Annotated in this window: 22 protein-coding genes and 2 pseudogenes; 12 read left to right on the forward strand and 12 right to left on the reverse strand. The window is 72.2% G+C overall.

The window, feature by feature from the left end:
* Positions 1-121: 121 nt before the first annotated feature.
* Positions 122-1,723 (reverse strand): MFS transporter, encoded by a 1,602-nt coding sequence (locus ACZ4XX_RS05945; RefSeq protein WP_468506726.1) that lies wholly within the window; start codon positions 1,721-1,723, stop codon positions 122-124.
* Between the two features lie 186 nt (positions 1,724-1,909).
* Between ACZ4XX_RS05945 and ACZ4XX_RS05950 the strand changes: the two genes are divergently transcribed.
* Complete coding sequence (locus tag ACZ4XX_RS05950) at positions 1,910-2,974, forward strand: right-handed parallel beta-helix repeat-containing protein (RefSeq protein ID WP_468506727.1); 1,065 nt, start codon at positions 1,910-1,912, stop codon at positions 2,972-2,974.
* 52 nt (positions 2,975-3,026) lie between these two features.
* Entirely contained in the window at positions 3,027-4,076 is a 1,050-nt protein-coding gene (locus ACZ4XX_RS05955; RefSeq protein ID WP_468506728.1) for a methyltransferase, read from the forward strand.
* A gap of 91 nt (positions 4,077-4,167) precedes the next feature.
* Here ACZ4XX_RS05955 and ACZ4XX_RS05960 read toward each other — a convergent pair whose 3' ends face one another.
* From ACZ4XX_RS05960 to ACZ4XX_RS05990, 7 genes are all read right to left on the reverse strand, one after another.
* Positions 4,168-4,500, reverse strand: coding sequence for a TcmI family type II polyketide cyclase (locus tag ACZ4XX_RS05960; RefSeq protein WP_468506729.1), 333 nt, complete (start codon positions 4,498-4,500; stop codon positions 4,168-4,170).
* 68 nt (positions 4,501-4,568) lie between these two features.
* A complete protein-coding gene (locus ACZ4XX_RS05965; RefSeq protein ID WP_468506730.1) occupies positions 4,569-5,048 on the reverse strand; it encodes an SRPBCC family protein in 480 nt (159 codons plus the stop codon).
* A gap of 2 nt (positions 5,049-5,050) precedes the next feature.
* Positions 5,051-5,311 carry an acyl carrier protein gene (locus ACZ4XX_RS05970; protein WP_468506731.1) on the reverse strand — a complete coding sequence of 87 codons (261 nt, stop codon included), beginning with the start codon at positions 5,309-5,311 and terminating at the stop codon, positions 5,051-5,053.
* A 24-nt stretch (positions 5,312-5,335) separates the two neighbouring features.
* Complete coding sequence (locus ACZ4XX_RS05975; RefSeq protein ID WP_468506732.1) at positions 5,336-6,583, reverse strand: ketosynthase chain-length factor; 1,248 nt, start codon at positions 6,581-6,583, stop codon at positions 5,336-5,338.
* Positions 6,580-7,848 carry a beta-ketoacyl-[acyl-carrier-protein] synthase family protein gene (locus ACZ4XX_RS05980; protein WP_468506733.1) on the reverse strand — a complete coding sequence of 423 codons (1,269 nt, stop codon included), beginning with the start codon at positions 7,846-7,848 and terminating at the stop codon, positions 6,580-6,582. The genes ACZ4XX_RS05975 and ACZ4XX_RS05980 overlap by 4 nt, the downstream gene beginning before the upstream one ends.
* Entirely contained in the window at positions 7,845-8,312 is a 468-nt protein-coding gene (locus tag ACZ4XX_RS05985) for a cupin domain-containing protein (RefSeq protein ID WP_468506734.1), read from the reverse strand. Before ACZ4XX_RS05985 ends, ACZ4XX_RS05980 begins: the two co-directional genes overlap by 4 nt.
* Before the next feature lie 66 nt (positions 8,313-8,378).
* On the reverse strand, positions 8,379-9,500 hold the full coding sequence (locus ACZ4XX_RS05990) for a SchA/CurD-like domain-containing protein (RefSeq protein ID WP_468506735.1): 1,122 nt from the start codon (positions 9,498-9,500) through the stop codon (positions 8,379-8,381).
* A 231-nt stretch (positions 9,501-9,731) separates the two neighbouring features.
* Here ACZ4XX_RS05990 and ACZ4XX_RS05995 point away from each other — a divergent pair, with 231 nt between their 5' ends.
* From ACZ4XX_RS05995 to ACZ4XX_RS06025, 7 genes and pseudogenes are all read left to right on the forward strand, one after another.
* A complete protein-coding gene (locus ACZ4XX_RS05995) occupies positions 9,732-11,393 on the forward strand; it encodes an FAD-dependent oxidoreductase (RefSeq protein WP_468506736.1) in 1,662 nt (553 codons plus the stop codon).
* A 361-nt stretch (positions 11,394-11,754) separates the two neighbouring features.
* Positions 11,755-12,258 (forward strand): sortase, encoded by a 504-nt coding sequence (locus ACZ4XX_RS06000; protein WP_468506737.1) that lies wholly within the window; start codon positions 11,755-11,757, stop codon positions 12,256-12,258.
* Positions 12,259-12,350: 92 nt separating this feature from the next.
* Entirely contained in the window at positions 12,351-13,034 is a 684-nt protein-coding gene (locus ACZ4XX_RS06005) for a class F sortase (RefSeq protein WP_468506738.1), read from the forward strand.
* A gap of 188 nt (positions 13,035-13,222) precedes the next feature.
* Positions 13,223-14,746 (forward strand): MFS transporter, encoded by a 1,524-nt coding sequence (locus ACZ4XX_RS06010; protein WP_468506782.1) that lies wholly within the window; start codon positions 13,223-13,225, stop codon positions 14,744-14,746.
* Between the two features lie 109 nt (positions 14,747-14,855).
* Positions 14,856-15,959: a PP2C family protein-serine/threonine phosphatase gene (locus ACZ4XX_RS06015; RefSeq protein ID WP_468506739.1), complete on the forward strand. Its 1,104-nt coding sequence runs from the start codon at positions 14,856-14,858 to the stop codon at positions 15,957-15,959.
* Positions 15,960-16,135: 176 nt separating this feature from the next.
* Entirely contained in the window at positions 16,136-16,360 is a 225-nt protein-coding gene (locus tag ACZ4XX_RS06020; protein ID WP_468506783.1) for a ferredoxin, read from the forward strand.
* Positions 16,317-17,740, forward strand: a pseudogene (locus ACZ4XX_RS06025) (NAD(P)/FAD-dependent oxidoreductase). Before ACZ4XX_RS06020 ends, ACZ4XX_RS06025 begins: the two are co-directional and overlap by 44 nt.
* Positions 17,741-18,233: 493 nt before the next feature.
* Here ACZ4XX_RS06025 and lanKC read toward each other — a convergent pair.
* On the reverse strand, positions 18,234-20,834 hold the full coding sequence (lanKC, locus tag ACZ4XX_RS06030) for a class III lanthionine synthetase LanKC (protein WP_468506740.1): 2,601 nt from the start codon (positions 20,832-20,834) through the stop codon (positions 18,234-18,236).
* Positions 20,835-21,058: 224 nt separating this feature from the next.
* Here lanKC and ACZ4XX_RS06035 point away from each other — a divergent pair, with 224 nt between their 5' ends.
* Positions 21,059-21,259: a DUF5988 family protein gene (locus ACZ4XX_RS06035; protein WP_468506741.1), complete on the forward strand. Its 201-nt coding sequence runs from the start codon at positions 21,059-21,061 to the stop codon at positions 21,257-21,259.
* Positions 21,260-21,544: 285 nt separating this feature from the next.
* Here ACZ4XX_RS06035 and ACZ4XX_RS06040 read toward each other — a convergent pair whose 3' ends face one another.
* Entirely contained in the window at positions 21,545-21,715 is a 171-nt protein-coding gene (locus tag ACZ4XX_RS06040) for a hypothetical protein (RefSeq protein ID WP_468506742.1), read from the reverse strand.
* A gap of 321 nt (positions 21,716-22,036) precedes the next feature.
* Between ACZ4XX_RS06040 and ACZ4XX_RS06045 the strand changes: the two genes are divergently transcribed.
* A complete protein-coding gene (locus tag ACZ4XX_RS06045) occupies positions 22,037-23,773 on the forward strand; it encodes a lysyl oxidase family protein (protein ID WP_468506743.1) in 1,737 nt (578 codons plus the stop codon).
* Positions 23,774-23,838: 65 nt separating this feature from the next.
* On the opposite strand, the pseudogene ACZ4XX_RS06050 reads toward ACZ4XX_RS06045, so the two are convergent.
* Both ACZ4XX_RS06050 and ACZ4XX_RS06055 read right to left on the reverse strand, forming a co-directional pair.
* Positions 23,839-24,135: pseudogene (locus tag ACZ4XX_RS06050) on the reverse strand (FHA domain-containing protein); the annotation flags it as partial.
* A 90-nt stretch (positions 24,136-24,225) separates the two neighbouring features.
* Entirely contained in the window at positions 24,226-25,401 is a 1,176-nt protein-coding gene (locus ACZ4XX_RS06055; protein ID WP_468506744.1) for an FG-GAP-like repeat-containing protein, read from the reverse strand.
* Positions 25,402-25,667: 266 nt separating this feature from the next.
* On the opposite strand from ACZ4XX_RS06055, the gene ACZ4XX_RS06060 reads away from it, so the two are divergent.
* Positions 25,668-26,918: a Rieske 2Fe-2S domain-containing protein gene (locus ACZ4XX_RS06060; RefSeq protein ID WP_468506745.1), complete on the forward strand. Its 1,251-nt coding sequence runs from the start codon at positions 25,668-25,670 to the stop codon at positions 26,916-26,918.
* Positions 26,919-26,959: the final 41 nt, after the last annotated feature.

Consider the following 26,959-nt stretch of genomic DNA (forward strand, 5'->3'; position numbering starts at 1 on the left):
CCGCGAGGGCCTCCGGCGGACGCAGGGAGCCGGGCCTCCAGGTCCCGTCGTCACACTCCCGCCTGCCCCGCGGGCGACGACAGGACCTCGCCGAGCAGCCGCGTCATGAGTGGACCCGCCGCTACAGAGCCGCGTCCGCCGGCGTCCCCTGACCGTGTGGGCTCGCGTCCGTCTCCGGCTTCCGCCGAGGGGCGCCGCCCGCCGGGACGCGCACCGTCGCGACGACGAGCAGCGAGGCCACCGCGCCCAGGGCCGCCGCCACGACCAGTACCGCGTTCAGGCCGGACGCGAACGCCTCGCGCACCAGATGCGCCATCCCGGCACGTTCGCCCTCGGGCCAGCCGGCGACGATCGACCGGGCCTGGCCGCCGCTCAGTGCGGCGGCCGTCCCGTGCGGGTCGGGGACGCCGCCGTCGGCCGCGAGCACGCCCTCGATCCGCGACTGGAAGATCAGGCCGAACACGGCGATCCCCAACGCGAAACCCAACTGGCGGAACGTGTTGACCGCACCGCCCACCATGCCGCCGCGCTCCGGCGGCACCGTGGCCAGGGCCGCCGCCGACAGGCTCGGCGTCACAAGACCGACCCCCAGACCGGAGACGACGAGGCCCGCCACGAGGTCGCTGCCCGAGGATCCCGCGTCGAGGGTGGCCTGCATCCCGGAGCCCAGGGCGATGAGCGCCAGCCCTCCTCCGATGGTCGCCCGTGGGGACCAGGGGCCGAAGCGACCCGCGAGCGCGGACATGACGAACGCGGAGGCGCACATCGGCAGGATGTACAGACCCGCTTCGACGGGCTCGTACCCCAGGACGGACTGCATCCACAGGGACTCGTACAGCAGGTAGGCGAACGCGGCGCCTTGCAGGAACAGCGCGCTGACCATGATGCCGGTGAACGACGGCCTGCGGAACAGCGACAGATCGAGGACGGGGTACTCGTGCCTCGTCTCGACCACGACGAAGAGGGTCAGGGCGACGGCCGCCGCCGCGAACAGACCGAGTGTGAAGGGCGCCGTCCAGCCGTCGGAATGGGCCCGGATCAGCCCGAACGTGAGGGACCCGCTCGCCACCGTGAAGGTGACCATGCCGAGGACGTCCGCACGCCTCCGGCCCTGCCCCTGCCCCTGGCCCTGGCCCTGGCCCTGGACCTGCCCCTGGCCCTGGCCCTGGACCTTGGACTCTCGCACCGAGCGCAGCGTCATCACGACGGCGACCAGACAGACCGGCAGGTTGACGAAGAAGATCCATCGCCAGTCCAGGTACTGGGTGAGGAGTCCGCCGACCATCGGCCCGGCCGCCGCGGCGACCGAGTTGGTGGCGCCCCACACCGCGAAGGCCACCCCCCGCTCCCGGCCGCTGTAGTGCATGCCGAGCAGCGCGATCGTCGTACCGAACATCCCGGCGGCGCCCAGACCCTGTACCGCCCGGGCGGCGATCAGCACACCCGCGTCCGGGGCCACCGCGCACGCCACCGAAGCCGCGGTGAAGACGATCAGCCCGACGAGGTACACCTTCCTGCGGCCGATCCGGTCGGCGCCGGAACCCACGCCGAGCAGCAGCGACGCCAGCGCCAGAGCGTAGACGTCGACCACCCACTCCACATCGGAGAGCGTGGTGTCGAGGTCCGCCGCCATCGCGGGCAGCGCCACGGTCACGATCGTGACGTCCAGCAGAAGCATGAAGGTGCCCAGACAGATCGCCGCCAAGGGCCACCACTTGCGCATCCGAACCCCATCCCTGCCCGCCGCACCGAGGACGTGCCCCCGGCGGTCCCATGATCCACGGCTGACCGGCGTTCTCCCCCAGGACCCGCGCGCCACGCCCGTCGCATGGACCGCAGGGAGGTATGCCTAGGTCCGCCTGGACGATCAGCGGTGGCGGGGCCGTGGACCCGCTCATAGCTTCGCCGTATGACCAAACGACAGATCGCCTACCTGGCATGCACCGTGACCCTCGTGGTCTCGGGGATGGGGGCCGCCGCTCCGACGGCCGCCCACCGGACGGTGCACCGGGTCAAGCCCGGCGAATCGATCCAGAAAGCGGTGGACGCCGCGAGGCCCGGGGACACGGTCGTCCTCTCTCCCGGGACCTACCGTGAGAGCGTCCGCATCACCACGTCGAACCTGACCCTGCGGGGCTCGACCGTCTTCCCCACCGTCCTCGTGCCCGGCGAGGCCGCCGCCGACGACGCCTGCGCCACGGCCGGCCACGGCGTCTGCGTGACCGGCACGGCCGACCGGCCCGTCGAGGGCGTCAGCGTGCGCTCGCTGACGCTCCAGGGCTTCACCAGGAACGGCCTGTGGGCGTCGCGGACCGACCGGCTGAAGATCCACCGGGTCACCGCCGAGAAGAACGGCAACTGGGGCATCGCCCTGGAGCGGTCCGTACGCAGCGTGCTGACCCACAACGTCGCCCGGAACAACGCCGACGCCGGACTGTTCGTCTCCAACACCACCGACACGGAGGCGGGCGCCGTCGACGCCCGGGGGACGGTCATCAGCCACAACCGCATGTCCGGGAACCGGATCGGCGTCACCGTGCGACGTCTGCGGAACCTCACCGTCGAGCGCAACGAGGCCACCGGGAACTGCGCCGCCGTGTTCGTGGTCGGCGACGAGTCCACGCCGCGCGCGGGGGCGATGACCCTGCGCCGGAACAACATCCACGCCAACAACAAGAACTGCCCCAAGACCCCCCGGCTGCCCTTCCTGCAGGGCTCGGGAATCGTCCTCACCGGCGCCGAGGAGACGCTGGTGGCGGAGAACAGGATCGTGGACAACGTCGGCGCCTCGCCGCTGTCGGGCGGCATCGTGCTCTTCAAGAGCTTCGTGGGCGCCCTCAACGAGCGCAACGAGATCCGCGACAACGTCGTACTCCGCAACGGCTCGGCCGACCTCGCCAACCGGGACACCGGCACGGGCAACACCTTCCGTGGCAACACCTGCGGAGTCTCGGAGCCCGCGGGCATGTGCTGACGCTCTGCTCCGCTTCCCCACCCCCGGCACCACAGCACAGAGAAGGCGACAGATGACGACTGTTGATCCGGTTTCCCCGACTGTCGATCCGGCTCCGCCGCCGCCCATGCGGCTCAGGGAGCTCGTGTTCGGGGCGGCCTGCGCCGCCGCCGTACGCGCGGCCGTCCGCCTCGGTGTGGCGGACGCCCTCGGCGACACGCCCATGACCGTGGAGGACCTGGCGGCCGCGGTGCGGACCGAGCCGCGGACACTGCGGCGCCTGCTGCGCGCGCTCACCTGCCAGGGCGTCTTCACGGAGAACCCCGACGGCACGTTCGCCCACACGGAGATGTCCCGGCTGCTGCGCGAGGACGACCCGCACAGCCTGCGGTACATCGCCCTGTGGTGCACGGAGCCGTGGACGTGGAACGTGTGGCCGAAGCTCGACGAGGCGGTGCGCTCCGGCCGCAACGCCTTCGAGGACGTGTACGAGAAGGAGTTCTTCACGTACCTCAACGAGGAGGCGCCCGAGTCCGCGTACGTGTTCAACCGGGCCATGACCACATCGAGCCAGCAGTCCGCCCGGGACGTCGCCGACCTGCTCGATCTGCAGGGGGCCTCCTCCGTCGCGGACATCGGAGGCGGCCAGGGGCACGTCCTGGCGAGCCTGCTGGAGCGGCACCCCACCCTCGACGGCACACTGCTCGACCTTCCCGGGGTGGTGGAGAACGCCGACCCGCGCCTGCGGGACGGCGGCACGCTCAGCTCCCGGGTCCGTGTCGTGGCCGGCGACTGCCGTGAGGACATCCCGGTCCAGGCCGATGTGTACATCATCAAGAACATCCTGGAGTGGGACGACGACAGCACCCGCAGGGCGCTCGCCAACGTCCGCAGGGCCGCGCGCCCCGGCGCCCGGGTCGTCGTGATCGAGAACCTCGTGGACGACACGCCGTCGATGAGGTTCACGACCGCGATGGACCTGCTGCTGCTCCTCAACGTCGGTGGTGCGAAGCACACCCGGCAGAGCATGGTCGACCGGCTGACCGACGCGGGGCTCGTCATCGGCGAGATCCGCCCCGTCAACGCGTACCTCCACGCCTTCGAGTGCACCGTTCCCGCCTGACGGGTGAACGAGGGAGACCCGAGGCCGCCCGCTCCGCGTCGTTCGCGGGGCGGGCGGCCTCGGGTCTCTCCGTCGTGCGTACCGCTCGGGGTCAGGAACCGGCGTCCCGCTCCCAGCGGTAGAAGCACTGCGCCATGGCGTCCTTGGGGCTGCGCCACGTCTTCGGGTCGTACGCGCTGACGTACGCCGACAGTCTCTCGCTGGCGTCCCGGAACTCCGGGTGTCCGGTCAGCTTCGCGATGGCCGGCGCCGGGTCCCGGTCCGACTCGATGAGGTGCAGGTACACGTCGCCGAACTGGAACAGGCGACGCCGGGTGACGCCGACCAGGTGGGGGAGTTCGCCGCGGTCGGAGGCGGCGAACACATCGGCGATCGCCGGCGCGGAATCGGGCGCCATGCGGGCGACGATCAGAGCGTGGTGCATGGAGCTGCCTTCCTGGGGGTGCGGATGCGGGTGCGGGCGGCCGTGCGGGAGCGCGGCCGCGTGCGCGGTCAGCGGGGCAGGACCGGGGCGCTCCGGCGGTCGCGGGCGACCTGCTCGATACGGTCCCGGATGAGGGCCATCTGCGTGCGCGAGTTGCGGTTGATGTTGTCGGTCATCCACGCGTCGTCGACCGGAGCGTCGGGCTTCATCGCGAAGTCCTGGACCCAGCGCATGTGGACGCCGGCCGGTGTCTCCTCGTACTCCCACCGGATGTTCATGTGGTCGAACGGGCCGGTCTCGACGCGGCGGGCCCGGACGGTCCGCCCGCGGCGGTCGACGGTGCGCTCCGACACCCAGCTCCAGACCTTCCCGGACTCGTCCGGGTGCATGGTCAGGCGGAAGGTGGTGGAGTCGCCCTCCCGGGAGAGGACCTCGAGGGAGGCGTACTCGCTGAAGAGGTCGGGCCACTTCTCGATGTCGTTGGTGATGTCCCAGACGAGGTCGAGCGGGGCGTCGATGGTGATGCTGTTGTCAGTGTGACCGGACAACGTCAGACTCCCGTCTTGAGGGCGCTGTTGACCATGCCGAGGAACTCGTGGGGCGTCTTGCAGCGCTCCGCGTCGGTCGGCAGCGCGACGCTGAACCGGTTCTCCAGCTCGCCGACGATCCCGAGCAGGCCGAGCGAGTCGACGCCGAGGGTGGCGAACGGCGCGTCCGGCGCCTTCTCCAGGTCCCGGGCGTCGACGGTGACGCCGGCCGCCTGCTTCATCAGCGTGGCGAGTTCGTCGAAGGTCAGGGTGGTGGTGATCATCTGTGCTCTCCTTCCCGCCCGGTCCTACCGGGCGGAGTCGTCGCCGCGGCGCACGACCAGCGCCGCGTTGGATCCCATGAGTCCCCGGCTGAGGACGAGGGCCGTGCGCAGCTCGGCGGGGCGAGCGCGGGACATCACCAGATCCAGGTCGTGGCAGATGTCGAACACGTTGGGGGTGGGAGGGACCACGCCGTGCTCCATCGCGAACACCGCGGCGGCGGTGTCCAGGACGGGCGCCCCGCAGTAGGCACGGCCGATGCCCGTCTTGGGCGCCGTGACGGGCACGCGCGTGGCGTGGGCCCCGAGGGCGTCGGCGATGGCCAGCGCCTCGGCACGGTCCGCCTCCGGCACGCCCAGGGCGTCCGCGAAGACGACGTCGATCTCCTCGGGGGCGCACCCGGCCTCGTCGAGGGCGACACGGATGGCGCGGGCGAGTCCCTCCCGGGACTCCTCCCACCGGGAGGCGCCGGTGAACGTGGCGCCGTGGCCGGCCACGACGGCCCGGACGGTCGCTCCCCGGTCGCGGGCGCGGGACTCGTCCTCCACGACGAGCATCGCGCCGCCCTCCGCCGGGACGAAGCCGCAGGCTCCCGAGGTGAAGGGCCGGTAGGCGCGGTCCGGGTCCTCGACGGTGCTGAGCTCCGGGTATCCGAGCTGGCACACCATCGAGTACGGGGCGAGGGGCGCCTCCGCGGCACCGACGATCACCGCACCGGTCCCGCGCCGTACGGCCCGGGCCGCGTGCGCGAGGCCGTCCAGGCCGCCCGCCTCGTCGCTCGCGACCACACCGCACGGACCCTTGAACCCGCTCCGGATGGAGATCTGACCGGTGCTCGCGGCGTAGAACCAGGCGATGGACTGGTAGGGGCCGACGAACTTGGATCCCTGGCCCCAGAGCTTCTGGAGCTCTCGCTGGCCGAACTCGCCGCCGCCGGAACCGGCCGCGGTGACGACACCGATCTCGAACGGCTCCTCGGGGTTCTCCCGGGAGAGGCCGGCGTCGTCGAGGGCGAGCTGGGCGGCAGCCATCGCGTAGTGGCTGAAACGGTCGGTCTGGACGAGGAAACGCTCCTCGATCAGGGCGGAGGCGTCGAAGCCCCGGACCTCGCCGGCGACCTTGAGCGGCAGGTCCTGGCAACCCTCACGGGTGATCCGGTCCAGTACGCCGAGGCCTTCCCGGACCGACTTCCAGTACGCGTCGGCGCGCAGTCCGTTGGGGGCGATCACGCCGATGCCGGTGACGACCGCGCGCCGTGGGCGCTCAGTGTTCATCGTGTCCTCCCACCCGGCCCCGTCAGGAGGACCGCGGACTGGAATCCGCCGAATCCGCTGCCCACGGAGAGCACGTTCCTGAGCTTCCGGGGGCGGGCGGTGCGCGGCACGTAGTCCAGGTCGCACTCGGGGTCGGGGGTCTCGTAGTTCGCCGTCGGAGGTACCACCTGGTGCTTCAGTGCGAGGACGCAGGCGGCCACCTCGATCGCACCGATCGCGCCCAGCGAGTGCCCCACCATGGACTTGATGGAGCTCATGGGCGTGTCGTAGGCGTGCGCTCCCAGGGACCGCTTCACGGCGGCGGTCTCGTGCCGGTCGTTCTGCCGGGTGCCCGAGCCGTGCGCGTTGACGTAGTCGATCAGCGTGGGGTCGATCCGGGCCTGGTCGAGCGTGGAGTCGATCGCCCGGGACATCTCCAGCCCCTCGCCGGTCAGACCGGTCATGTGGTACGCGTTGCCGAAGGTGGCGTAGCCGCCGATCTCGCAGTAGATGTGCGCACCGCGGGCCCTGGCGTGCTCGTACTCCTCCAGGACGAGGACGGCGGCGCCTTCGCCCATGACGAAACCGTTGCGGTTGTTGTCGAAGGGCCTGGAGGCGTGCTCCGGGTCGTCGTTGTCGGGCGACGTCGCCTTGATGGCATCGAAGCAGGCCATCGTGATCGGGGATATCGGGGAGTCCGACGCGCCCGCGATGCAGACGTCCGCCCGGCCCTCCTCGATGGTGTGGAAGGCGTAGCCGACGGCGTCGAGGCCGGAGGTGCATCCCGTGGAGACGGTCTGCACCGGACCGCGGGCGCCGAACTGCTCGGCGACCACGGAGGCGAGCGTGCTCGGCGAGAACGCCATGTGCAGCTTGGGGTCGGCCGCCCGGTGGTCCACGTCCCACCGCCGCCCGCCCTCGCTGACCAGGACGTAGTCGTGTTCGAGCCGGGTGGTGCCGCCCACGGCGCTGCCCAGGGAGACCGCGACGCGCCAGGGGTCCTCGGTGCCGGTGTCGAGACCGGAGTCGCGGACGGCTTCCCCGGCGGCGACGACGGCGAACTGGATGTACCGGTCGGCATGGCGGCTCAGGTCCGGGTCCAGACCGTGGTCCGCCGGGTCGAAGTCGCACTCGGCGGCTATGCGGGAGCGCAGCCCGGCCGGGTCGAACAGGGTGATGCCGCGGGTCGCGGTACGGCCGGCGGCGAGGAGGTCCCAGAACGCCTTCGCTCCGGTGCCGCCCGGAGCGACCACACCGATGCCGGTGACGGCCACTCGCCGGGTCACTCGATGGCCCCGCTTCGCTCGGACACCTGTCCCGGGTCGCCCACGGTCAGGTGCGGGCCGGCGGCGGCCTGCGCCTCGTCGGTGACCTCCGTGTCGACGTGGCCGAGACTCGGCCGCGGGGCGAGCGGGCCCAGGTGGAAGACCATCCGGGCCTCCACGTCGCCCACGTTGCGGAAGCGGTGCCGCACGTCGATCGGGATGAGGAGTCCGTGATCGGGCTGGAGCGCGTACGTCTCGCCGTCCAGATCCACCTCCAGCGCGCCCGAGACGACGTACACGAACTCCTCGGAGTACGGGTGGTAGTGCTCGCCGATGCGCTCGCCCGGTTGAACGATGGCCAGGCCCATGAAGCCGCTGGTGGAACCCACCGTGGCCGGCGTGAGCATGGCCCGCAGGTCACCTCCGCGCCTGCGGTTGGGCTCCGTCTCGCTGAGGCTCACGATGCGTGGACGCTGCTTGAGCATGGTTGGTACCTCCGGATGTGGCAGTGACGTGCTGGGAGCGACTGCGGTGGGGTCCGCGACTGGCCGTCAGGAATCCGCCGAGCGGTCGGTGACGGGCAGCATGTCGGCGTGCGACAGGAGCCGGTTGATGTTGCGCTCCGTCTTCAGGGAGCCCTCGACGCCGATCGCGGCGCCGTCGAGGAGGAGTTCCAGCTCCGCGGCCCTCCCGGAGCCGTCGAGCCCGAGGGAGGCGACGGGGTCGAGATCGAGCTCGCCCGTGATGTCGATGAGGCGCACCACGATGTCGTCGCGCTGGAACACCGTGCTGCCGTACACCGGGCTGTCCGGATCGTCCGCGGCGGCCCGGTCCTGATCGGCGAGCAGCCGGGCCAGCTCCATCCCGCAGCCCTCCTTGGCCGGGTAGTACAGCGCGTGCCGTCGCAGGCCGGCCGGGGCCGGTCGGCTCGACGCCACGTGCTGGACGGCCGGGAGCGCCGCCCGGGTGAAGAACACCCGCGCCGACTCGGGGTCCGTGAGGTCCCGGTCCTGCTCCAGGTACGGGTTGATGGCCTCCTCGACCGCCCGTACCTCGGGCTGACGGGCCACGTGCCGCAGTGCCACGAGGAGGTCGCCCTCCACCTCCACGGCCCGCACGACACGGTTGCCGTGCATGAACAGGGAGGTACGCCGCAGCCGTGTGGTCTCGTCGACCTGGGCCCGGGGCGACTCGTACCCGGCCAGGATCTCCGCCACCTTCGACTCGGAGCCCGGCTTGACGGTGAACGTGAGGGCGTGGCGTGCCACACCGTCGCCCACGCGGGCGGCCACCTGCATGCCCGTGGACGCCCCGGCCTTCGAGGCCGGCTGAGCGGGCCCGGTCTCCCTGAGGATGCTGTAGCGCATCGAACGGGTGTCGCGGACACAGCTGTGCATCGGCTTGACGGTCTCGACGTGCTCCTCGCTGTTCACCCACGCGAGGAACGGGGGCGCGCTCTCCCACTCGCTGGTGATGAGCCACTGCGAGGGGTTCTCGATGGACTGGCAGAGCTGGTCACTGATGTGGCCGGGAACGGAGGCGACCTGCTTGCGCATGAGTTCGTACGCGTCCAGGAACTGCTGCTGAGCTCCTTCGTACAGGTCGAGCAGGAGGATCACCCGCAGCCTGGAGCCGTCGAAGGCCGACTGTGAGATGCGTCCCGAGGGGGCCATCCGGCACACCTCTTCTCTTCTCTGTGGGGGTGGGAACGACCCGCGTGACCGAAGCGCCGCGGTCGTGATGTGTCGATCCTTGACAGGAGCGCCGAGAGCGCGCGAGCCCGAGAGAGCGGACGAGTGAACCGCGTGTCATCCGGGTGCCTCCGGCACGCGGACCCTTCCCCGAAGGGAATGAATCTGCATCCCATCCCCGACTCGCGTCGCAGGTGACGCCGGAGACGAACAATGAACCGATTCGACGTGGCCGGCGAAGAAGCCGGTCACCGCACGCCCGTACTCATCGTCGGCGGCTCGCTGGTGGGCCTGTCCACCTCGCTGTTCCTGGGGCGTCTCGGAGTGCCGCACACGCTGGTCGAGCGCCACTCGGGCACCTCGATCCACCCACGCGGCCGCGGCAACAACGTCCGCACGATGGAGCTGTTCCGCGGAGCGGGGATCGCGCGGCCCATCCAGGAGGCCGCGTCGGTCCTGGCGCCCAACAACGGCATCCTTCAGGCGCCGAGCCTGGTGGGCGATGCCGGCGAGTGGCTGTTCAAGGAGATCGACCCCGGCGGCGGACTCGCCCGCTTCAGTCCCGCCGGGTGGTGCCTGTGCAGCCAGAACGATCTCGAACCCGTGCTGCTCGAGCGCGCCCGGGAGCTCGGCGGAGACCTGCGGTTCTCGACGGAGCTGATGTCCTTCGAGCAGGACGCCGAGGGCGTGACCGCACAGGTCAAGAGCCGCGAGACCGGTGAGCACACCACCATCCGCGCGGACTATCTCGTCGCCGCGGACGGCCCGCGCAGCCCGGTTCGCGAGCGGCTCGGCATCGGTCAGAACGGTGAGGGCGACCTGTTCCACAACGTGAGCATCACGTTCGTCTCCCGCGGCCTCGCGGACGTCGTCGGCGACCGGCACTTCATCGTCTGCTACCTGACGAACCCGGAGGCCGACGGCGCCCTGCTGCCGGTCGACAACCGGGAGCGCTGGGTCTTCCACGCCCCCTGGCACCCCGAACACGGCGAGACGCTGGAGGAGTTCACCGACGAGCGGTGCAGGGAACACATCCGGCGGGCCGTCGGAGTGCCGGACCTCGATGTGGAGATCACCGGCCGGGCCCCCTGGCACGCGGCCGAGAGGATCGCCGAACGGTACGCGGACGGACGGGTGTTCCTCGTCGGCGACGCCGCCCACGAGATGCCGCCCACCGGGGCGTTCGGCTCCAACACCGGTATCCAGGACGCCCACAACCTCGCCTGGAAGCTCTCGGCCGTACTGGGCGGCTGGGCCGGACCCGACCTGCTCGCGTCCTACGACGCGGAGCGCCGGCCCGTCGCGGAGGTGACGAGCGCCCGGGCTTCCGCACGGTCGGTCGAGCACAGCCACCCCGGGTACGTGCCCGTCCCCGGATCCGGCGGCCCCAGGGGAAAGAAGGGCGGAATCCTCAACGAGGTGCTCGGATACCACTATCCGCGGGGCGCCGTCCTGGGCGTCGACCCGACGACGCCGGTCGTGTCCGAAGGACTGCGCCTCACGGGCGACCCCGGGAGCCGGGCACCCCACGTGTGGCTGAACCGCGCCGGCACCCGGGTCTCCACCCTCGACCTGTACGAGCGGTCCCTGGTGCTCCTGAGTTCCGCGGACGGCGCCGGCGGGTGGCACACCGCGGCGGCCCGTGTCGGACGAGAGCTGCCGGTGCCGCTCGACTCGTACCGGATCGGCGACGGGCCCGACGCGGAGCTCTCTCCCGCGAGCGACACGGACTGGGCCGAGGCCCACGGCGTCACCACGGACGGCGCGGTGCTGGTCCGCCCCGACGGGTTCGTCGCGTGGCGGTCCGAAGGGGCGTCGGCGGATCCCGGAGCGGCCCTGAAGCAGGCCCTCACGGCGATCCTGGGCCGGGGCTGACCGCTCCCTCGTCGCCTGCGCGGCAGGGATCGTCCCGGGGCGCCGCGGTCGTGGTCGGCGCATCGCTCCGACACCCGCGGCCCTCGGGCTCCCCCTGCACCCCGGCGTCTCATCCATCTGCACCCAGGGCGTCTCATCCATTCGCGCGTAGGACGCCGTTTCTTTCCGAACGCCGCACAGGCCGCCATGACCTGCGGCGATGATCACCGGCAAGGACGATCAAGCCCCCGACCGGGGGACAGCGCACGCGATCTTCCCGTTGCGGTGACCAGCGGGCGGGGATCTTCTCGTGCACGGAGCACAGCACAGGCGCCGCGCGGCCCAGCCGGCCAGGAAAGCTCCGCCGAAGGAGAGAAGAAGCATGCGTCTCGCACGTACGGGTACCCAGCTCGCGTTGGTCCTGGGCGCCCTCGTCCTGTCCGCACCCTCCGCCGTCGCGGCGCCCGCCGGTGACGTCCGGGTCAATCCGGGGAAGGCTTCCCCCGGCACCACCGTCACCGTCACCACCACCGCCTGCGGCAAGGAGACGTACGGCAAGGGGGAGTCGGTGGCGGGCGGGAAGTTCCACCTCCTGCCCGGTGACCGGCCTGGCGTCCTGGTGGGTCGGTTCACGCTCCCGCTGGACGCCGTCTCCGGCACGGACACCGTGACCCTCAAGTGCCCGCCCCGCATCAAGCAGACCGTCACCTACCAGATCTCCGGCCGGCCGAACGGTGCCGTGGAAGCGGGCTTCGGATGGGCGGCCGGCGCGCAGGAGAGCGGCGGCGGCAGCCCGTACGCCCTCGGCGCGCTGCTCCTCGGCGGCGCCGCCGCGGGCGTCCTGATCAGGATGCGCCGTCGCGCCACCGCCCGGAACTCCGCCTGAAGCCAAGCCTCTTCACGTTCCATGACGCACGGTCAGGGCCCCGGATCCGCTCGCGGATCCGGGGCCCGCCATCGAGCGGAGGCACGCCCCACGTGACGAACGGCTCCGGTCCGAAGACCGACGGAGCGACGCCGCCCCGGCGCGTTCCCTCGGTCAGGACACTCGCCTGCACGACGCTCGTCGGCATCGTCCTGCTCGCCCACGTACCGGACGGCGACGGCTCGACGCCGCCGACGACGGCGCAGGCCGCACCGCTGCTCTCCCGGCCCGCCGCCGGCCCCGGACGGGATCGCACCGCACCCCGGCCACTGCCCGCGTCCGACGCGGCGCGCATCAGGATTCCGGCCATCGGGGTCGACGTCTCCCTCATCCCCCTGGAGCTGGACGGCGCCGGGGCACTGCGACCTCCGCCCGCGACGGACCCGACCGTGGCCGGCTGGTACGCCGACGGCACCGCCCCCGGGGCGCCGGGCACGGCCGTCGTGGCGGGACACGTGGACACCCCGCTCGGCCCCGCCGTCTTCCACCGGCTCGGCGCCCTCTCCCGGGGCGCCAGGATCGAGATCGACCGCGACGACGGCCGTACGGCACTCTTCACCGTCGACGCGGTGGAGATCCATCCCAAGGACCGGTTCCCCGACGACAAGGTCTACGGCGGTTCGGGCCGCCCCGAGCTGCGGCTGATCACCTGCGGCGGCGACTGGTCCAGCGACACCGGCTACCGGGCCAACACCGTGGTCTACGCGACCCTGACGGGGACGAGACAGCCCCGATGACACGGTGCCCGCCCGGCACCAGGGCGCTCACCACGGCCCTGCACCCGGAAGGCGCGCGCGGCATGCGCGACGCCGCGGACGGGATCAGACTGGACAGAGTGAGCAGCCGTACAGAACCGAGTCAGCAGCCGCGCCCCGCGCAGAACAAGGGCGGGCGGCTCCCGAACCAGACAGTGGCACTCGCGGCGATGATGTTCGCGGTGGCGATGACCTTCATCGACCAGACCATCGTCTCCATCGCCGCCCCGGACATCGTGCGCGAACTGGGACTGTCCAGTTCGGGCATGCAATGGGTGGTCAACGCCTACCTCCTCGCCCTCGCCGCGTTCTTCGCGCTCGGCGGCAGGCTGGCCGACCTGTACGGGCCACGGCGCATCGTCGTCATCGGCACCCTCGTCTTCGTCATCGCGTCGGTGCTCTGCGGATGCGTCCCCTCCGGCGACTACGCCCAGCCCTGGCTCATCACCTTCCGGGCCGTGCAGGGCCTCGGCGCGGCATTGCTCTTCCCGGCCGCGCTGGCCGTGGTCGTCGCGGTGTTCCCCGTCGAACGCCGGGGCAGGGCCCTCGCCCTGTTCTTCGGCATCTCCGGAGCGCTGACCGCCGTCGGCCCCCTGCTCGGCGGCTGGCTCACGTCCTCCTGGACCTGGCGCGCCGTCTTCTGGGTCAACGTGCCGGTCGCGATCGTCGCCCTGGTCCTCACCGGCCTCGCACACATCGCGGACCGGCCGCGCCCCGGGACCCTCGACGTGCCGGGCGCCGCCCTCGTCGCCGCCGGCATGGGCCTGAGCGTCCTCGGCTTCCAACAGGCGTGGACATGGGGATGGGGGAGCTGGGCGACCTGGCTGTGCGTCATCGGCGGCCTCGTGATCCTGTACGTCTTCGTACGGTACGAGCGCGGCCTCCAACACCCGCTGATCGACCTGCGCGTCTTCCAGGACAAGGCGTTCAGGGTGGACTCGGCCGTGCTGTTCTTCGCGATGCTCGCCTTCGTGCCGGTGTTCTTCTTCTCCTCCGTCTACGCCCAGGTGTCCCTCAGCGCCTCTCCCAACCAGGCGGCGCTCTTCCTGCTGTACTTCTTCGTCGGCTTCGCCCTCGCCTCCCAGTGGGGCGGCCGGATCCTCGACAAACGGGGTGCGCGCCCAGCGCTGAAGGCGGGAACGATCCTGGGGGCCGTCGGCTTCGCCCTGTGGGCCAACGAACTGACGAACCTGTCCATGCACGACCAGTGGCCCTACGTGGCCCTCGCCGGCGCGGGAATCGGCTTCATCCTGGCCCCGGCGTCGACGGACGCGGTCAACCGGGCCATCGGCCCCTCCTACGGCGAGGTCACCGGCATCACCCAGACCGTCCGCAACTACGCGGCGAGTATCGGCCTCGCGGTGTTCGGCACCCTCCTGTCCCGGGCCATGACGGAGAACGTGACGGACACGCTCCGGGCCCGGGGCGTCTCACCCGCCACCGCGGACCAGGTCGCCCGCGGCATCACCGACTCCGTCTCCGGCCACGGCGACGCCACCCCGCCGACCGGCAGCGGCCAGGTCGCCGAAGCCACCCGCGACGCCATGTCGTCCATCCAGATGGACTTCGCCCAGGCCAACCAATGGGTCTTCTACGGCATGGCCGTGGCCCTCGCCCTCGGCTTCCTGTGCGCCGTCCGCCACCCGGGCGACCGTGTCACCCCGAAGGACCCGGACCCGACACCTCCGGCATGACCGGACCGACGGGGCTCCCCGCCGTCCGGCACGGCCAGGGAGCCTCGCCGGCCCGGCGGGGCGGGGGCCGTGGAGTGCGCAGCTCGCTCCGGCATAGGAGCCTGGTGGTGTGGTGAAGCCAAGGAAGGCGTCGACCGCCGCGTACCGGCAGAGCTGGTTGCGCGGGGCCCCGCCGCCCCGCTGGGTGCGGGTCCTGCCCGTGCTGCTGCTCGTCGGGGTCGGAGCGGCCTCCCTCACCGAATCCGTCCCGGTGGACCTCGGCTTCCTGCTCGGCGCGGTGCCTCCGCTCGCCGTCCTGACCTACGGACCGTTGGCCACGGCGTTCCTCGGCGCCGCGACGATCGGGCTGCTGACCATCCCCTTCTTCCATCTGAACCGGCCCGGCAACACCGACCTCTTCACCCTCGGCTTCGTCGCGACCCTGAGCGTCTTCGTCTCCTTCGTCCGCGGGCGCCGGGACGAGCAGCTCGACCTGGAACGCACCGTCGCCGAGACGGCCCAGCGGGCCATCGTCCCGGACGTACGGCGGCGGGTCGGGCCCCTGCGCTGCGCGAGCCTGTACCGGGCCGCCGAGCGCGGGACGCTGGTGGGAGGCGACTTCTTCGACGTCCGCCCCGGCCCCTACGGGGTACGGGCGGTCCTCGGCGACGTACAGGGGCACGGTCTGTCTGCCATCGCGACGGTCGCCTCCGTCATGGGGGCGTTCCACGAGGCCGTACTGGACGACGCGGACGCGGAGTCGATCGCGGGGCGGCTGGACCGCAGGCTCGTGGTCGACTCGGCACGGACGGAGCACGCGGAACTCTTCGCCACGGCCGTCCTCCTGGACTTCGCGCCGCACGGGCGGCAGGTCCGTGTCCTGGCCTGCGGCCACCCGCCGCCGGTCCTGCTGCGCGGCGGAGCCGTGAGCACCCTGGAACTCGATCCCGGACCGCCCCTGGGACTGGGCCTCGCCGACGTCATGCCGGGAACCGCCGCGACGGTGTCGCTGCTGCCCGGGGACCGGCTGCTCCTGGCGTCGGACGGTGTCCTGGAGGCACGGGACGCCTCCGGCGCCTTCTATCCCTTCGCCGAGCGTCTGGCCCGTACGGCCGGTGTCGGCCTGGACGAGCTGCCCGACGAGATCTGGGCCGACCTGGTTCGCTTCGCCCCCAAGATCCAGGACGACGTCACCCTCCTGATCCTCACCCTGGACCCCTCCGGGCCGGGATGACGGGACGGAACCGCGTCCGACCCGACCGGGCGGACCGACATCCCGGCCGGCGCTCAGGCCGCGCGGCCGCACCGCTCACTCGATCGGTCCGCTCCCGTCGCTGCGGCCCTCCCGGCCGACGAGAGTGGGCGCGGGCGCCCGTCCCGACCGGGCCGTCGGAGAGGACCGATCCCGTGGTGAGCATTGCCGTCGATCTGAACCGCTGCCAGGGGTACGCGCAGTGCGCGTTCCTCGCGCCCGAGATCTTCACCATGCACGGCGACGAGGCGCTGCTGTACGACCCGGACGCCGACGACGCACTGCGCGAGAAGCTGGCCCAGGCCGCCGCGGCCTGCCCCGTGCAGGCCATCCTCGTCGATGCCGTGGACGAGCCGGCCGAGGCGGTGCCCGGTGCTCGGTGACGGAGCCTTGGAGCAGCTCAAGCGAGAGGGCCGCGTCGTCGTCGTCGGCGCCTCGCTGGCAGGCCTGCGGGCTGCCGAGACCTTGCGCGCCAAAGGCTTCGCGGGGTCGCTGACGATGATCGGCGACGAGGCCTGCGCACCGTACGACCGGCCCCGCTGTCCAAGGGGGTCCTGCTGGGCAGGGCGCGCGCCGACCGCACCGCGCTGCCCCGGCTCCGGTCCGTCGACGCGACCTGGCGGCTCGGCGTCCCCGCCACCGGCCTGGACATGGCCGCGAGGAGAGTGCGGCTGGCCGACGGCGACGAGGTGCCGTACGACCGGCTGCTGATCGCCACCGGCGTCCGGGCGCGGCCGTGGCCGCGCGAGGAGGAGGCGGAACTCGACGGCGTCTTCGTGCTGCGGACCCGCGACGACGGCGCAGCGCTCGCCCGGCGGCTCGACGAGGGACCCCGGCGGGTCCTCGTCATCGGGGGAGGGTTCGCCGGCTCGGAGGTCGCCTCCGCCTGCCGCGAACGCGGCCTCGCCGTCACCGTCGCCGAACGAGGCGCCGCACCCCTGGTCGGCGCACTCGGCGGGGTGGTCGCCGCGGTGGCGGCCGACCTCCAGCGCGCACACGGCGTGGACCTGCGGTGCGGGGTCATGGTGACCGCCCTGGAGGGCGACGCCTCGGGACGGGTGCGCGCCGCGCATCTGTCGGACGGCTCCACCGTGGAGACCGACGTGGTGGTCGTCTCGCTCGGCGCCCTCCGCAACACCGAGTGGCTGTACGGATCCGGGCTCGGCGCCGGGCCCCGCGGCATCGCCTGCGACGCCGGCTGCCGCGCCTTCGACATCCGCGGCATCGTCACCGACGACATCTACGCGGCGGGTGACGTCGCCCGCTGCCCCCACCCCCTGTTCGGCTACCAGTTCCTCTCGCTCGAGCACTGGGGCAACGCCGTGGCCCAGGCCGGGATCGCGGCGCACAACATGCTCAGCGAGAGCGTGGACCGACTGCCGCACATGGACGTACCGGCCTTCTGGTCCTCCCAGTTCGGCGTCAACGTGAAGTCGGTCGGCGTGCCGTCGCTGGGGACGGAGATCCTGATCACTCAGGGCTCGCTGGACAGTCGCCGGTTCGTCGGTGTCTACGGGTACCAGGGGCGCGTGATCGGCGCCGTCTCCTTCGACCAGGGCCGGTGGCTGCCCTTCTACCAGGAACTCATCGAGCGCACCGCGCCGTTCCCGCCGCAGTTCGCCACCGTCGACCGGCACGCGGACGGACAACGGCCGCTGGACGCGGACTTCCCCGATCCCTCGGTCCCCAGCCACGGCCCCACCGTGACCCTCAGCGGATACTCACCGGCCGACCGCCGGATGACGTTCACCCCCGCGCACTGACCCGCACGGCCACAAGGACCTGCCATGACGCACTGCTGGACGACCCGCCCGAGTACCGCCGGAACGCCGTACTGCGCGGGCCGCGCCACCTGCGGATCGCCTGCGACGGGATCCGACCGTAGTACGGCAGCGGGCGCGGGGCCCGCGGGAGCGACCCCGTGCCGGACGAGCCGCTCAGCCGACCCGTGACGGGTCCGGATCCGGTGGACGACCCGGGCCGGGACCGGTGGCAGGACCACCGGTCCCCGCCCTCCACGGGCGTCGGCCGGCTACATCGGCTCGGGGAAGATGTCGCTGATGCTCCAGGCGACGCTGAAGCAGGGGGGAAGGGAACAGGCCTCCGGCTCGGTGTCCAGGGCCTGGAGCGCGAGGATCTGACTCATGGCTGCTCTCCACGTTCTTCTCGGGGTCGTGTCGGTCGGTGACTGCGTACCTCGGCACGGAGCTGCTCGCCGCCGCGCCCAGGCGTTCATGGGACGCCCGCCCGGTGCCGTCAGGTGGCTACGGGAATCCGGGGACGCGCGGGGTGGGGCTCCGTCAGGAGCGGTCCGGCCAGCAGACGGTGGACGGCCAGCAGGACCCCGGCCCCACCACTGGACAGATCGGCGGTGAACCGCTGCGAACCCGCTCCGAGGAAGCGGACGCCGCGCCGGTACGGGACGGCGTACTTCAGCAGCCCGGTCGCGGCGCGCACGGCGTCCCCGCGGGCGGAGTCCGTGCCGGTGAGCTCGGCGTGCCCGGTCAGGAACCAGACCAGTCCGGCCAGCCCCCGGTACAGGCCCGCCTCCTTCGTCGCGCGGGAGACCCGGATGCCGGCCACCAGCCTCGGCAGCGCCGCGGCGCACCGTTCGTCCGGCGCGGTGGCCACGTAGCGGGTGAGCACCGCCGCGACGCCCGCCGCGCCCGTGGCCAGGTACGGCATGGCGCGGGTGAGCCGCGTGTCGTCGGAGACCGACAGGGCGCCGTCGTCCAGCGGAAACGTCCGGTCCAGCTCCTCGTGGAGGAGCACGCGGCCCGCCTCCAGGAAGCGGGCCTCGCCGGTGTCGCGGGCCAGACGGTGGAGGAAGAGGGCGAGCCCCGAGCGGCCGTGCAGCAGGCCGCGGGCGTCGTGCTCGCCGAGCGTGGCCGCCAGGTCGGGGGTGCGCAGCAGGCGCTCCCCGGCCGCGGCGGCCCGCTCCAGGTGCCCGCTCTCCCCGGTCAGCCGGTGCAGGGCGAGCCAGCCCAGGCCGACCCCCGCCCGCCCGCCGGCCAGCGTGCCGCAGGAGGCGGTGAGCGCATGGGCGTCGGCGTCCCCGAGCAGGTCGACGGCCTCGTCCAGCAGACCGAGGCCGGCCAGTACGCGGGCGATGCCCGCCGAGCCGACGAGCAGTCCGGGGGGCAGCGCGTCGCGCTGCGCGAACGTGTCGCGGCGCAGCCGCGCGCGGATCTCCTCCGGCACCGCGGCCCCGGCACGGTGCAGGGCGTGCACCACCCCGGCCGTGCCGTGCGCCAGGCACACGTTGTTGGTCCGGAACGCCTCCGGCGACGGCGGGAAGGCCCACTCCGGCCGTTCGGCGTCGGCCGTCTCCAGCAGCCCCGCGGCCACCTCCTCCGCCAGCCGGGTGAGGCAGCCGCGCGGATCGGCGTCCAGCTCGGCGGGGGAGGGCGGCAGGCGGTCGGGACCGCCCTGGTCCCGCGCCCGCCCCTCCGCCGGATGGAAGGCGGTGGCCCGCCGCCACAGGTCCTGCGGCGGCTCCAGGTCCGCCAGGTCGCGGCGCAGCAGTGCGAGGTTCGCGGGCGCGCGTTCGGCGATCTCGTTGAACGGCGCCAGGAAGGCGAACGCGACGGCTGACATGCCGTACCGGTCCTGCAACAGCGGATCGGAATCGGCCCGGAGCAGGCCGGGCGGCGGCGTGAACCCCGGGGTGCCCATCCCGGAGGGTGCCGCGGACAGGGCCGAGGCCGCCTCGAAGTCCACCAGCCGGACCCCGCCCGACGGCGTCACCATGACATTGCCCGGGCTCAGGTCACCGAACCGGTAGCCGGCGGCGTGCAGCCGCTTCAGCGAGGCGTCCAGCGCGGCGAGCAGGCGTCGGCACACCTCGTAGTACACGGCGACGGACTCGGCCGTCCGGTCGGCGCGGGCCAGTGGGGAGGACCGGCTCAGCCAGCCCACCAGCGGCTGCCCGGCGATGTACTCGGTGACGAGGAAGTCGTGCTCCCACTCCGTGAAGTGGTCCAGCGGCTCCGGGCCCACGCCTGGGGCGGCAGCGTGCAATTCGCGCAGCACGCCGTACTCGTGCCGCAGCCGCTGTTGCGCGTCGGTCCCGTCGAAGACCAGGCCGTTGTGGGCGCGGGCCTCCTTCAGGAAGACGGTGCGGCCGGTCCGCCGGTCCCGGGCCTGGTACGTACCGCCGGCGTTGCCCAGGCGCACCGCGCGGGTCACCTCGTAGTCGCGGATCAGGATCGGGCCCTCGTGCGGCTTCTCCTCCTGCTCGACGAAGGGGTCGACGATCCCCGCGGGCAGGTGGAAGGCGGGCAGCCGCAGGTCCACCACCTCGCGGCCGGAGCCGTCGAGGACCAGCGCCTCGCGGGTCCCGTCGGCGCGCAGCCGGCTGCGGGTACCGAAGGAGCCGTAGCGGTAGTGGACCGTCCGCGAGTCGCGAAAGCGCCGGTCGGTGAGGACGTACGGTCCCTCCTCCCCGTGGAGCGCGGCGTGCAGGCGTTCCAGCAGCCGGCGGGCGGTCGCCGTGTCCGGCGGATAGACGGCGCAGAACTTCCCCGCCTGGGCCCGCCCGGCGTGTTTGTGATGGAGGAACAGGAAGAAGAGCCGGGCGCTCAGATGCTTGAACGGCACGCCTTCGGAGAAGCAGATCGCGGCGACCGTGTCGAGCACGTGCTGCGCCCGGTCCAGCCGCGCCGACACGTGGATCTTCCAGCCCTGCTCGGCGCATCCGCTCCGCGGAGCGCCCCAGGCCGTCCAGATGCCCTGGGCGGCGCCGTGCAGGCCCGGCGGCACCTCGCCGGGAGCGAAGCGCGGCCCGGGGTCGGCCACGCTGGTCAGCGGCAGGTAGTACTCCCGGTCCGCGAGCGCTTCACCGAAGCCTTCGAGCACGGAATCTCCTCGCAGGGTGGTAGCGGGCAGCCACGACGGCTGTGCCCGGACGCTAGGACCGGCAGGTATGGAAACGGTTCGCCGACGGCATGCGACCGGTATCGGGCGGACCGTCCTCGTCGTCGATGCCGGGCGTCGCCGCGCTCGGCCGACTCCGTCGGCGGAGTCAGCCCGGCGGGCCAGTCCCGGATGCGGCGCGTGCGGAAGCTGATGAGACTGGTGCCATGGCACACAAGGCACTTCTGGAGGGCGGTCCGGACGACCTCCCCGAGCGGATCGTCCCGGTGGAGACTCCCGGCCAGGACCTGAAGATCCCGCATCGCGGCGGATACGAGCACTTCAAGGAGACCGCACGCCGAGAGGACACCGCGGAGGGAACGCTTCGGGTGTACGAGTGGTGGGAACGGACGGAGATCGCCGAGTAGTGAGGCCAGGCGGGGGCGGTGAGGCCAGGCGGGGGCGGGCGGGTCAGGCGGGCGCGCGGGCCACGGCCGCCTGCAGAAGCGCAGGGCCCGACACCGGCCCGACCTCCTGCCCCGCCGGGCAGCAGGGGGCAGCGAGGGATCACCCTCGAACTGCACGCACGTGAGCAGGCCGCGGTGTGGTGGGCACGCACGTGAGCAGGCCGCGGTGTGGTGGGCACGCACGTGAGCAGGCCGCGGTGCGGTGGGCACACATGTCAGCAGGCCGCGGTGCGGTGGGCACGCATGTCAGCAGGCCGCGGTGCGGTGAACACGCATGTCAGCAGGCCGCAGTTCGGTGAACACGCATGTCAGCAGGCCGCAGTTCGGTGAGCACGCGCGCCGGCAGGCCGCGGTGCGGTGAACATGACGGCCGTTCATCTGCTGCGCGTTCGCGCGTTCGGAGAGCAGGTCGTCCATGACCCGACCGCCGTCACGGATCCGGCGGATGGATCGGCGCCTGGTGTTTTCGGGCCACCGGAGACTTTCTCGGCGTTTCCCGCACCGGATCCCCTTTTCCATGGTGAGGTGCCGTTTCGGTGGTCGTGCCCGGCTTTCGGTGCGGGAGCGTCTTCCGGCCAACATCATGATGTTTCGGTTCTCCGGACAACCCGACGTCCGCTGCCTTCCTCTCATAGCGCGGGTGCACCGAGCGCCCCGCATCGCGTGAGCCCAAGGGCAGACCTCCCGTCGGGCCGCGGTCGATTGGCTTCCTCACAGCGTCCGGAGGACGAGAGAACGATGAGTACCACGCGCACCAACCGGCTACGGCGGCCGCTGCTCGCGGGGACCACGGCTGTCGCCGCCATGGCAGTGACGGTCGGTTTCATGACCGCCGCGCCGGAGCAGGCGACGGCCGCGACGGGGCCGAAGCTGAGCCTCGTCGCGGCGACCGGCTCGGTCACGCTCACCTCGTGGAAGGAGGAGCCGGGCGTCTACCTGGACCTGGGTACCTACCTCACCGCCGAGGGGCGGCCGCTGGAGCTCAAGGTGACCCGGAAGTCCTACAAGGACCCGGTGACGGTCACCCAGACCGTGTTCGAGGGCGGCAGGAGCAAGGCGAAGTCGCTTCCCCTGGGGACGGTGAAGGACTTCTCCGGGCTGCCGGGCTTCGCCGAGATCACCGTCACGGACAAGGACGGCAAGGTGGTCGTCAGCCGCGCGGAGAGCTTCTGTCCGAACAACGCCAGCGGACGGATCCGGCCCGACGCGCCCGCCACGTCGAAGTATCCGGAGAGCTGCCCCACCAACGCCTTCACGCTCGGCTCCGTGTGGGGCGTCGAGAAGGGGTGGGCCGCCAACACCTACGCCGGTTCGTACACCGCGCCCGTGAAACTCGCCGTCGGCACGTACACGGCCAAGGTGAGGATCGCCAAGAAGTACCGGGACCTCTTCGGCATCGCCGACAAGCCCGCCACGGTGAAGGTCACCGTCGAGGAACGCAGTTGGGAGAACGGCAGGTCGGCCGCCGGGGAGCACGCCGGACACGGCTCCGCGCACCAGGACCCCTCCGCCCACGCCGGGCACGGAGCGGGACACGCCCCGACGCCCGCCCAGGCCGGCGCACCGCAGACGAGCGGCGCCGGCCCCTCGTACAACGTGGGCCACGGGCCGCTGAAGGCCGCGCCCCCGGCAGTGCCGTGGGCAGTGAAGGTGCAGCAGGCCGCTCGCGCCGGTGTCCAGGCCGCCGGTGACACCCCCGGGCAGACCGACGGCTCGCGCAAGGCTCCCGCCCTCGCCCCGCGGGCCGCGCGCCCGACCGGGACCCCGTCCGTGCCGAACGTTCCCAAGCCCGACCTGCGGTCCCTGCCGGCCTACGGCATCACCATCAGCGACGGCGGCTTCCAGGACGTCCCCGGCAAGGACTACCTCGCGTTCAGCGCGAACGTCTGGAACGCCGGCCCGGCCCAGCTCGTCGTGGACGGCTTCCGCTCGCCCGGCAAGGCCAAGATGGACGCCTTCCAGTACTTCTACGACGCTCAGGGCAAGCAGGTCGGCTACACCCCCACCGGCACCATGGAGTGGGACCCGCGCCCCGGCCACGTGCACTGGCACTTCACCGACTTCGCCAGCTACCGGCTGCTGAAGGCCGACAAGAAGGAAGCGGTCCGCAGCGGCAAGGAGGCCTTCTGCCTCGCCAACACCGACGCCGTCGACTACACGGTGAAGAACGCCAACTGGCACCCGAACAACACCGACCTGTCCACCGCCTGCGGCCAGGAGAACTCCATCTCCGTCCGCGAGGTGCTGGACGTCGGCTCCGGTGACACCTACACCCAGGACCTGCCGGGCCAGTCCTTCGACATCACGGACCTGCCCAACGGCACCTACTACATCCAGGTTCTCGCCAACCCGGCCAAGCGGCTGAAGGAGACCAACCTCGACAACAACAGCGCCCTGCGCAAGGTCGTCCTCGGAGGCACCCCCGGCCGGCGGACCGTGACCGTCCCCGCCCACGACCTCGTGAACGCGAACTGACCAAGGGCGTTCCCCGCTGACCACAGCGCTACGACGGCGAAGCCGGACACCGATTCCCCGGCGTCCGGCTTCGCCCGATCCCGGCGCCGAACACCGGCCCCACGGACGGCGTGCGGTTCGCCGCGCAGGCGGGGTTCGCAGAGGGCGACCAGCACCGCGAAGGAGCGCTTGGTGCGGTCGAGAGCGAAGGCCGGCGCGGTCGCCGCGCCGGACAGCCCGTCCCGGTCGGCGTTGCGGAAGGTGCGGCGGGGTGCCCACGCGTCGAACGCGAGCAGGTCACCGGCCGCGGGCAGCACGATGCGGGAGAGCTCGAACGGCTCCGGCGCCTCGGCGCGGCCGGGCGTGATCTTGAGGTGTTCGCCATGCGGCGTGGCCTCCGCAGGCTGCCGCGGGTCGACCGGACGCCTGCCATGAGAGGGCCGTCACCCGGAGGCGAAGGCCCTCGTCATGGGTCAGAAGGCGCCGTTCAGGCTCCACCAGCCGCCGGCGATCTCGTCGGCGAGTCGCAGGCCGCCCGTACCGGTTCCCCGGTACTGGGAGAGCCAGTCGCCGTTCGACGCGAGAAGGTCGGGCCGGCCGTCGGCCGACCAGTCGCCGACACCGAGGATCGACTCCATGGCGTTCCAGCCGCCGCTGCCGACCAGCGTGCGTGCGCCGAGAGAACCGGCCCGGCCCGGGTAGAGCCAGAGCTTGCCGGTGGCGGCCTCGCGGGCGTAGAGGTCGGCCCGGCCGTCGCCGTTCATGTCGCCGGCGCCCACCAGGGCGTTCATCCCGTTCCAGCCGCCGCTGCCCAGCAGCTTCCGCCCGCCGAGACCGCCCGCGGTGGTGCCCGGGTACAGCCACAGCCTGCCCGTGGACCTCTCCACCGCCAGCAGGTCCGTCCGGCCGTCACCGGACAGGTCCCCGAACGCGGCGATCCGGCTCATCGCGTTCCAGCCGCCGTTGCCCAGCAGCTTGCGTGCGCCGAGGGCACCGGTCCCCGTGCCGGGGTACAGCCAGAGCCTGCCGGTGGACTTCTCGCGGGCGACCACGTCCTCCCGGCCGTCACGGCTGAAGTCGCCGTGCCGGGTGAGGGCGTCGAAGCCGTTCCAGCCGCCGCTGCCGACCAGGCGGCCGGTGTCGTCGCCGGGCAGGAACCACAGCCGGCCGACCGTGTCCCTGACGAGGATGTCCGACCGTCGGTCAGCGTTCAGGTCGCCGAACCCGGACAGCTTCGGCGCGGTCGCCGCGTACCAGCCGGGGTAGGGCCTGGTCTCGCACTCCCGCACGGTGCGGACGAGCTTCACCGAGCTGTAGCCGCTGTCCCGGCTGAAGTTCGTGGCGATGGGGTCGGGCTCGATGGTGGTGTAGCCCTGCGAGCGTCCGTAGTTCGGGTCGTCGTAGAGGCAGGCGATCAGGGACGTCCGGTTGACGACCTTGACGAGTCTGTTGTCCCAGGTGCCCAGCGTCGCCCTGCTCGTGTTCGTCTTGAACATCGGGCCGGTGGCGCGGTCGTCCGGCCAGGCGCAGAAGTAGCCCGACGGACAGTCGCTCACCGCGGCCTGCGCGGGCGCAGCGGCCAGCGCGAGCGAGGTGAGCCCCAGCGCGGTGGCCGCGGCGGCCAGGCGTCGGAGCAGTGGTGTACGCAATTCGTTCCCTCCCTGTCGCGGCGCGCGGGTTCTCGATCCGGGCGCCGCACGGAGGACGGTACCCCTAGCGACTGTCACCGCTCAGATCAGGCCACCTGGCGAAGGGAGCAGCCCCCTGGACTCCTGCCTCGTCGACCTGCCCGGCATTCCGGCTGGTCTGACGCGCGACCCGGGTTCCACTCGTCCACCGGGGCGCTTCGACAGGGCGGGAGCAGCGGGGGCGGGCCAGGATGGAAGGGGAAGCGTCTCATCTGTGAGGGAGAGCCATGGCGGAGACCGACTCGGACAAGGCCGCGAGCGGCCGACCCCTGAAGGACCCCGATCCGCTCTCAGGCAAGGTCCCAGGCAAGGCCGACCTTCGGCGCGTGGGGGCGCATCCGGATCACTGGTATCCGGTCGCGCGCTCCGGGAGCGTGCGGCGCGGACGGGTGCTGGCCACCACGTTCGCCGGGGACCGCATAGCGCTCTACCGTGCGCAGAGCGGTGCCGTCCATGCGCTCGAGGACCGATGCGCGCATCGGCAGGTGCCGTTGAGCATGGGCGTCGTGGAAGGCGAGGTACTCCGCTGCCGCTATCACGCGTGGGCGTACCGCGGTGACGGCCGCATCTCGCAGATTCCGTATCTGTCGAAGGGCGACCGCAGGCCGCCACGAGGCGTACGCGCCTATCCCGTTCGTGAGGCGTACGGCCTGGTGTTCGTCTTCCCCGGGGATACGGAGAAGGCGGCGCGCACGCCGTTGCCGGAGGTACCCGCCCACGGGTCGCCGCGGTACAGGACCATGGCGTTCTCACGGACCGTGCGCTGTCACTACTCGTTCATGCACGAGAACCTGCTCGACATGAACCACCAGTACCTGCACCGGGGCGTCGTCGGCAGGCTCCATCCCGAGCTGCTCGGCTACCGGACCGGTCCGCAGTCGGTGGAGGCCAGGTACCTGTTCACTCACACCGGTGGGAAACGGAACGCCGGCGCCAGTCTCCTGGCGGCCGAGGGCGTCGGCGGCGACTCCCGCGACGTCATGACCATCCGGACCGGGTACCCGTATCAAACCCTCGACCTGGTGCCGGAGCACGCCGAGCGTCCGTCCTTCTCCCTCTGGGTCGCGTACGTACCCGAGGACGCCGAGCAGCGCAGTTGCCGTGTGTTCGGCCTGCTCATGATCGAGAAGCCCCGCATCCCTGGTGCGCTTCACCTGGCGTGGCCTCTCATCAGACGTTTCACCGAGCGCGTCTTCGCCCAGGACCGCATGGCCGTCGAGGCGGAGCAGCGGGCGTGGGAGGAACAGGGGGAGGACCGCAACCACGAAGTCTTCCCCCTCATCCTGGACGTCCGGGACGTGCTGCGCGCCAACGGCGTCCCGCTCCGCAACAGGGCGCGTGCCTGTGGCGCGGCGACCGACGCCTCTGCGGTGCACGAGGGCGGCCTCTCCGCCGATGGGCACCGAGGGAAGCCGGATGGGCTCCAGGAGAAGCCGCATGGGCCCCAGGGGACGTCGCAGCCCGGAGACAGCAGCTGAGTCCGATCCACGGGCGGAGGGCGGGACGAGTCTCCGGCGGG

This window comes from Streptomyces sp. NPDC029956, assembly GCF_055574655.1.

Bases quoted from the DNA above. Each gene is read 5' to 3' on its own strand.
- ACZ4XX_RS05945 (WP_468506726.1), bottom strand. From the start codon at position 1,723: ATGCGCAAGTGGTGGCCCTTGGCGGCGATCTGTCTGGGCACCTTCATG.
- ACZ4XX_RS05950 (WP_468506727.1), top strand. From the start codon at position 1,910: ATGACCAAACGACAGATCGCCTACCTGGCATGCACCGTGACCCTCGTG.
- ACZ4XX_RS05955 (WP_468506728.1), top strand. From the start codon at position 3,027: ATGACGACTGTTGATCCGGTTTCCCCGACTGTCGATCCGGCTCCGCCG.
- ACZ4XX_RS05960 (WP_468506729.1), bottom strand. From the start codon at position 4,500: ATGCACCACGCTCTGATCGTCGCCCGCATGGCGCCCGATTCCGCGCCG.
- ACZ4XX_RS05970 (WP_468506731.1), bottom strand. From the start codon at position 5,311: ATGATCACCACCACCCTGACCTTCGACGAACTCGCCACGCTGATGAAG.
- ACZ4XX_RS05975 (WP_468506732.1), bottom strand. From the start codon at position 6,583: ATGAACACTGAGCGCCCACGGCGCGCGGTCGTCACCGGCATCGGCGTG.
- ACZ4XX_RS05985 (WP_468506734.1), bottom strand. From the start codon at position 8,312: ATGCTCAAGCAGCGTCCACGCATCGTGAGCCTCAGCGAGACGGAGCCC.
- ACZ4XX_RS05990 (WP_468506735.1), bottom strand. From the start codon at position 9,500: ATGGCCCCCTCGGGACGCATCTCACAGTCGGCCTTCGACGGCTCCAGG.
- ACZ4XX_RS05995 (WP_468506736.1), top strand. From the start codon at position 9,732: ATGAACCGATTCGACGTGGCCGGCGAAGAAGCCGGTCACCGCACGCCC.
- ACZ4XX_RS06000 (WP_468506737.1), top strand. From the start codon at position 11,755: ATGCGTCTCGCACGTACGGGTACCCAGCTCGCGTTGGTCCTGGGCGCC.
- ACZ4XX_RS06010 (WP_468506782.1), top strand. From the start codon at position 13,223: ATGATGTTCGCGGTGGCGATGACCTTCATCGACCAGACCATCGTCTCC.
- ACZ4XX_RS06035 (WP_468506741.1), top strand. From the start codon at position 21,059: ATGGCACACAAGGCACTTCTGGAGGGCGGTCCGGACGACCTCCCCGAG.
- ACZ4XX_RS06040 (WP_468506742.1), bottom strand. From the start codon at position 21,715: ATGGACGACCTGCTCTCCGAACGCGCGAACGCGCAGCAGATGAACGGC.
- ACZ4XX_RS06045 (WP_468506743.1), top strand. From the start codon at position 22,037: ATGAGTACCACGCGCACCAACCGGCTACGGCGGCCGCTGCTCGCGGGG.
- ACZ4XX_RS06060 (WP_468506745.1), top strand. From the start codon at position 25,668: ATGGCGGAGACCGACTCGGACAAGGCCGCGAGCGGCCGACCCCTGAAG.